Origin of the sequence: Acinetobacter sp. YH12049, assembly GCF_013419875.1 — a bacterium.
GTDB classification, from domain to species: Bacteria; Pseudomonadota; Gammaproteobacteria; order Pseudomonadales; family Moraxellaceae; genus Acinetobacter; species Acinetobacter amyesii.
The window spans coordinates 24,051-31,099 of record NZ_VOZH01000032.1; the positions used below are offsets into that span (position 1 = coordinate 24,051).

At 40.1% G+C, this 7,049-nt stretch carries 6 protein-coding genes and 1 pseudogene; 5 read left to right on the top strand and 2 right to left on the bottom strand.

Annotated elements, in window-relative coordinates:
* Positions 1-139: 139 nt before the first annotated feature.
* Positions 140-1,360 (bottom strand): L,D-transpeptidase, encoded by a 1,221-nt coding sequence (locus tag FTU05_RS13545; protein ID WP_078191979.1) that lies wholly within the window; start codon positions 1,358-1,360, stop codon positions 140-142.
* Between the two features lie 205 nt (positions 1,361-1,565).
* Here FTU05_RS13545 and hemE point away from each other — a divergent pair, with 205 nt between their 5' ends.
* The 5 genes and pseudogenes from hemE to FTU05_RS13570 all read left to right on the top strand — a co-directional run.
* On the top strand, positions 1,566-2,636 hold the full coding sequence (gene hemE / locus FTU05_RS13550; protein WP_180007657.1) for a uroporphyrinogen decarboxylase: 1,071 nt from the start codon (positions 1,566-1,568) through the stop codon (positions 2,634-2,636).
* A gap of 40 nt (positions 2,637-2,676) precedes the next feature.
* Positions 2,677-3,468: a DUF817 domain-containing protein gene (locus tag FTU05_RS13555; RefSeq protein ID WP_180040834.1), complete on the top strand. Its 792-nt coding sequence runs from the start codon at positions 2,677-2,679 to the stop codon at positions 3,466-3,468.
* 150 nt (positions 3,469-3,618) lie between these two features.
* A complete protein-coding gene (locus FTU05_RS13560) occupies positions 3,619-4,089 on the top strand; it encodes a DUF3015 family protein (protein WP_078190276.1) in 471 nt (156 codons plus the stop codon).
* A 109-nt stretch (positions 4,090-4,198) separates the two neighbouring features.
* Positions 4,199-6,073, top strand: coding sequence for a DUF4105 domain-containing protein (locus FTU05_RS13565; protein WP_257230131.1), 1,875 nt, complete (start codon positions 4,199-4,201; stop codon positions 6,071-6,073).
* Between the two features lie 107 nt (positions 6,074-6,180).
* A pseudogene (locus FTU05_RS13570) lies at positions 6,181-6,918 on the top strand (protoglobin domain-containing protein); the annotation flags it as partial.
* A 34-nt stretch (positions 6,919-6,952) separates the two neighbouring features.
* Here the strand turns inward: FTU05_RS13570 and FTU05_RS17960 are convergent.
* Positions 6,953-7,049: transposase domain-containing protein (locus tag FTU05_RS17960; protein ID WP_130075492.1), on the bottom strand; the 97-nt coding region annotated here is incomplete at its 5' end.

The window sequence follows — 7,049 nt, forward strand, 5'->3', positions numbered from 1 at the left end:
TAAATCGGTATATATAGTTTTTTAGCGACAATTCATCCTATTTTTGCAACGCTCAGCCAAGATTGAGTCTTTTGTTATGCATAAAGGCGCAACTATAAAAAAGCCTGCAAGAAGCAGGCTTTTTTAAATATGACTAAAATTATTCTAAGAATTTAACAGTCACACCAGATTTCACTTTCTTACCTAAGTCATTTGCATCCCAGTTGGTCAAACGAATACAACCGTGTGACGCAGTTTTAGAAATAGCAGATGGGTTCGGTGTACCATGAATACCGAATGATTTTTTGCTCAAGCCAATCCAGATATTACCAACAGGACCATTTGGACCAGGTGGTAAAGACAATGGTTTTCTGTTGTTGCCTTGAACAAAGTTAGAAGGTGAGTAGCTGTACCAAGGGTTTGGTGCAACACCTGTGACTTTATATGTACCTGTAGGCGATGGTGTATCTGAACTACCAATCGTTGCCGGGAATGAACCGATCATTTGGTTGCGGCTATTAAACAAGTAAAGTTGTTTCGCGCCTTTATGTGCAACGATCAGGTGAATATCTTCAGGAACTTCGTTACGAATATTCGCTACTAAGATTTTTTCACCAGCTTTTTTAAATGTCGCTTTTGGATTCAACTTTTTCAAAAAGTCTTCGTCCATGTGGAATTTTTCACCTAACATTTCAGTCACACGTGTGTAGTACAAGCCTTTCATTTTTGCTTGTAATGCATAGTCGTGTGGAATTGATGCTGCATAAGGACCTTTCAAGTCTGCATCAGTCAACGTGTATTCAATGAATGCAGGTTTAGAACCTTGTTTCGCAATCAGCGCATCCCAAGTTTCTTTAGTTAAAGTCCCTGTAGGTTTCAACCCATTCATTTGTTGGAATGAAGCGATCGCCTTTAGGGTATTTTTACCACTGGTACCATCAATTGCACCCGGTGAAGCATGTGCATTATTGAGCATGACATGCGCACGTGCATAAACAGGGAATTGACCTTTACCAATGTTGTCATACCACTGAGCATTATTTAGGTCATTTAAACCCCAAGCAACTTTGGCAGCAGGCGAAGTTGATGTTGGAGTTGTAGCAGTCGCTGTAGCAGGTGCAGCACCGATGTCGGCTTTAACATCTTCTGATTGTTGCAAGCTGTCTAAAGTTTGCGATGCTTGGTTCAGATCTTCTTGTTCTTGAGCGCTAATCTGGCTAGTTGCAGATGAAGCTTCAGTCGCTAACGGATCAATGGGATCCTGAACTGCAACATTAGTCACTTTTTTTGGCGTTAATGGTTGTTCAGCAGTAGATGCGGCAATAGCTGTACCAGCAAATATGCAACTTAGGCTCAGTGCGAGCATGGTGCGAACGAACATGTAATTCAACCTTAAGAATTATTCATTTACTGTGTATTAAAAACTGGCTAAGTATTACAGAAAAAAAGTGGAGATGCAGTAGTTGTTTTGTGTAAATATCATTTTTGGCACTCAACATGATCGGTTTTTAAATGCTTGAGAAGTTATTATATTTACAACCTTTTTGATATGATGATGCGAATATCGAATTAAGTTGGGAAAGTGAATGACGACCTTAAAAAATGATCGTTTCTTGCGTGCCTTATTACGTGAACCGGTAGATGCAACTCCGGTTTGGATGATGCGTCAGGCTGGCCGTTATTTACCAGAGTATCGTGAAACACGTGCAAAAGCGGGTGATTTCCTATCCCTTTGTAAAAATACAGAATTTGCTTGTGAAGTTACTTTACAACCTTTGCGTCGTTATGACTTAGACGCAGCCATTTTATTTTCAGACATTTTGACTGTACCTGATGCGTTGGGTTTAGGATTGTATTTTGAAGCAGGTGAAGGTCCGAAGTTTCATAAAACTGTACGTACCGAACAAGATGTACTGAATTTACCTAAGTTTAATGCCAAATCAGACCTAGATTATGTCATGAATGCTGTGACTACGATTCGTTCAGCATTGGGCGGACAAGTTCCTTTGATTGGCTTCTCAGGCAGTCCTTGGACATTGGCAACCTATATGGTGGAAGGCAGTTCAAGCAAAGATTTTCGTTTTACGAAACAAATGATGTATGCACAACCTGAAGTGCTGCATGCTTTATTAGACCGTTTGGCTGTGGCGGTGACTGAATATCTCAATGCGCAGATTGATGCAGGTGCCCAAGCTGTACAAATCTTTGATAGTTGGGGTGGGGCATTAGCACACCGTGAATACATTGAATTTTCACTAAACTACATGCAAAAAATCGTGGCAGGATTACAGCGTGAAAAAGATGGACGCAAAGTTCCAGTGATTTTGTTTACCAAAGGTGGTGGTCAATGGTTAGAGCCAATGATTGCAACGGGTGCAGATGCCTTTGGTTTAGATTGGACTACGCCATTAAATGTGGCGCGTCAAACAGTCGCAGGCCGTGCAGCATTGCAAGGCAACTTAGACCCAGCAACATTGTATGGTTCGCCTGAAGCGATTGCGAAAGCGACGCGTGCCATGTTAGATGATGCATATGCCAACGGTGAAAAAACTGGTTATGTGGCGAACTTAGGCCATGGTATTACCCAGTGGGTAGATCCAACCAATCCGAAAGCCTTTATTGATACGGTACACGAATATAGTGCCAAGTATTTATAAGGCTTCAGGGAAATAGGTTTAGGATTCAACCGTGGTCAAGATGATAAAATCGTGTTTTGAGTTCTCTTATAAGGCAGCTTCGGCTGCCTTATTTGGGATATTACTGCTGATCGCTTTTGCTTTAACTGCAGCAATGGGAAGTCAGGAATATTTTGGCTTTTTCCGTTATGACTATTTATTGTTTTATGCACTGATCATTCAAGTGTGTTTACTCTGCTTAAAACTCGAGTCTTGGGCGGAAGCCAAAGTCATAGCACTGTTTCATATCCTTGCAATGGGGATGGAAATATTTCTGACCCATCCACATATTGCCTCATGGCAATATCCGCAGCCTGCGGTTTTCAAACTGCTGACCGTGCCATTGTTTGCAGGTTTCATGTATTCGGCGGTGGGGAGTTTCTTTGCACGTTCGTTACGTCTATATCAGGTATCGTTTAGTAACTTACCGCATTTTGGCAATATGCTGTGCTTAGCCGTTTTGTCATATCTTAATTTTATGACCAAATTTTTTGTGCCAGATATCCGTATGCTTTTGTTTGCTTGGAGTGTGGTGATCTTTTGGAAAACCAAGCTCAGTTTTCAATTACAAAATCATGTGATTCAGTTGCCTATGTTACCGGTACTGTTGATTTTGGCATTTTTGATTTGGATCGCAGAAAATATCAGTACCTTCTATCAAATTTGGTTATATCCAAGTCAGGTCGATGCATGGCATATGGTCGGTTGGGGGAAACTCGGTTCTTGGTATTTGTTGCTATTACTCAGTCTGGTTTTAGTACTCAAAATCCTTGGAAAACGTGATGAAAATGGTACTTGGTTGCTCAAAAAATAGTGAAAAAGAACGTATTATTTTTAGCCAAAAGTTTTAGATGAAAATGTTTTGCCTTATCTGAAAGATCAAGTTAATCTACAGGTGTGTAATCAAAATTACACATGTTTTAATAATTAAAAACAATGGAATAAAATTCCCTGGAGAAGTGCCATGTTAAAAAAATTAGCTTTAGTTGCAGTCGTTGCACTAGGTTCTACAGCTGCTTTTGCTGACCGTGACGTAGGTTGTGGTGTTGGTTCTCAAGTTTGGGCTGGTCAATCAGGTAAAATTCCTAAAATTTTAGCTGCGACTACCAACGGTATTTTTACTAACCAGTTACTTGGTATTACTTTTGGTACTTTAGGTTGTAGCGGTACTGGTACAGTGACTGCTCAAGCGGTAACATTTACCAATGAAAATGCTGAATCACTTGCTCGTGATATGGCGGTTGGTCAAGGTGAGAGCCTGAATGTTTTGGCTGAGCTTTTAAACATCCAATCAACAGATAAAGCACGTTTCTTTGCTGTGTCTAAAGCAAATTTTGCTGAAATCTATTCAGCTGAAAACCAGTCTTCTCTACAAGTACTTGCTTCATTACAAAGCGTAATGGCGAAAGATGAAGTACTTAAAGCATACGTTTAATCGATGCTTTCAAAACCCTGTCTCTCGGCAGGGTTTTTTATTATCTAAAATATATAAAAATGGATTTGAATATAACTGAATGAAATCAACTGCTTTATTTTGTACCTTTATGATTCCGAGCATCTTATATGCTCAGCAAGTTGTAGATCCAAACCTCTCTAAAACCGTAGAGCTACAGCGATATATTGAACTTGCACAATCAAAAAAACTGTCTGAACACATCAGTTGGCAACGACTTTTATATACAGATCATAAAGGACAAAGTGAAGTTGCTTTTTCAGGTTACTTTCTAGCTGAAAATGGCCGTCAAAATGCCCAAGCCGAATTAGAGGCAGATGTCGCTGCACTGTTTCAAACCGCCGAACATAATCAAGCCTTTCGTTGTCGTTTCCCTGCGCGTAGTCAGTGGTTGATGCAAGAATTATCCATCCGTTCAGAGCAGTTACCAGTAGTGAGTTGCCCTGAGTTTGATGAATGGTTTGGGAAAATTAAGCCGTATAAAGCGACATTAATTTACGCCACAGACTTTATGGGGAATCCAAGTTCTATGTTTGGACATACCTTGTTGCGTCTCGATCCGAAAGATCAGAAAGAGCTAAATTTGGTGTCCTATGCCATTAACTATGCTGCGACAGTTGCAGGTGAAGATAACTGGTCTTATGCATGGAAAGGCTTAACAGGGCAATATCCTGGTGAATATTCCTTGATGCCGTACTACCGAAAGGTGAAAGAATATGGTGATTTTGAAAGTCGTGATTTGTGGGAATATGAGCTAGCACTGACCGAGCAAGAAACCAGTTATTTGGTTAAACATCTTTGGGAAATGCAAAATGTCAGTTTTCCCTATTATTTTGCCAGTGATAACTGTGCATATCGATTATTGGGCCTAATGGATTTGGTTCGCCCGACACTGAATTTAACCGAAAAATTTAAAGTCGCTTCCATTCCTGTTGAAACGATTAAAGCGATCAATGATGAACAACTGATTCAAGCAGCGGTGTATCGTCCTGCATTAGAAACGCAGCTTTTATCACAAGCGCAGCAACATGGATATCGTTTAGCACGTGAAGCGCATAAGCTCGCTGAAATTGAACCTGATAACATGTCGACAGCAGTCGCTCAGTTTAATGAAGCAGAGCAAGCGAAAATATTGGAAATGGCGTACGACCATCTGTATTTATTACTGATTGGTCGAAAGGTGAGTGCGGAAGAAACGCAGCCTAAATTGCGTCAAATCTTGGCCTTACGTAGCCAATCTTCACAACCCAAACAACGGACTGAACCTAAGCAGCCAAGTCTAGACCCAGTCAATGGACATCATGCGCGAAATTTTTCAGCTACCGTGGGTGAAGTTCAAGGTGAAAAATATATCGAACTCGGGCATCGTCAGGCATATCATGACTTGATCGATCCGCAAGGTGGCTTTCGGATTGGTACGCAGTTGATGTTTTGGGATGGCTCGATCCAATATCGAGACGACCAACTCAAACTCAATCATTTTGATTTTTTATCGGTCAATTCTTACAACCCGATCACGCCATTTAAAACACCGCTAAGCTGGGGTTTTAATTTTGGCTGGCAGCAAGTGTCAGTAGATGCAGGTCAATTTAGCGAAACGGAACAACATGGTGTAGCTGAATTAAAAGCTCAATCTGGATATAGCTGGGCCAATCAGGAACGCACACATTTGTGTTATGTGCAGTCTCAAATGCAGGTGCAGGGCGGCAAGTCACTAGATGATGGATGGCGAGTGGGCCTTGGGCCGACACTGGGTTGCCAAAATATTTGGTCGGAAAAATTCAATAGTTTGGTTCAGGCAGAGCTTCCGTATTGGGAAGACACACATCAATGGAATCTGAAACTCGATGCTGAATTACAATATATCGTCAACCAACAAAATGCTTTAAGACTAGGCTATGAATACCAGCAGCAAGATGATCAAGATTGGAATAAATTGATATTGAGTTATGTATTTTTCTATTAATTTTTAAGATAGATAAAATGTGAAATATCAAATAAAATTTGTTTTTTTATGTAAGTAAAGCAAGGTATGATTGCTAGCTTTGTAATAGCTGTGGTTTGTGTCACCGAATGAATCAAGAATGTATTACAGGTCTAAGTCAGACTTGGAAAGATATTTGTGATCAATATACTGAAAATGAACATCTTGCAGCATTGCAATTTATCCAAAGGCATGTTGAACATTTAGTTACTGTTTTTTATGAACAAATGTCACGTGAGCCAGAGTCAGCTGAATTTTTTAAAGACGATATCATTCAAAAAAGGCTCATCGACACTTTAAGAAAATGGTTGTTAGAAACGTTTAATGTCGCACTGAATGGTGAATTTGAAAGCTCAGTCAAAAGACAGCAGAAAGTTGGAATGGTACACGCGCGTGTTGGTATTCCGTCATGGTTCATCATGCGTGGTGTACGTGAAATAGAACGTAAAATATTTGAAATTTTAGAGCTAAACCAAACGCAAAATATTCTCCATATGTGCAGTTATATTGTACAAATTATGGGGTTCAGCACAGAAATTATGTGCCGATCTTATGAGATCAATACGGAAAAAAACCAAGAAACAAAACACAATTATCGCTTATTTTCAGCGATGCAAGATGTGGCCGTGCATAAAGATAAACAACGGGGTTCATTGCTCGACTGGGAAAATGAACTGATGTTTAAAATCTTTTCGGGCAATGTTGGTTTTTATCATCCCTTATTTTCAAAATCAGAGTTTGGGCTGTGGTTCATTCATAAAGCGGCATATGCTTTTTCTGGTTCAGATCAGGTGCAACTGATTATTGACCGAATTTATGAAGTGGATCAATGTAAGCGTCCGCTGAATCCCATACCAATTTTTAATTCGATTCAGGTTTCCAGCAGTGCGGCAGCAATTCTTCAATTTGGGTCACTTTGTGTGTCGGCAGCCTTTTCAGCACATCACTTAAATAGGCA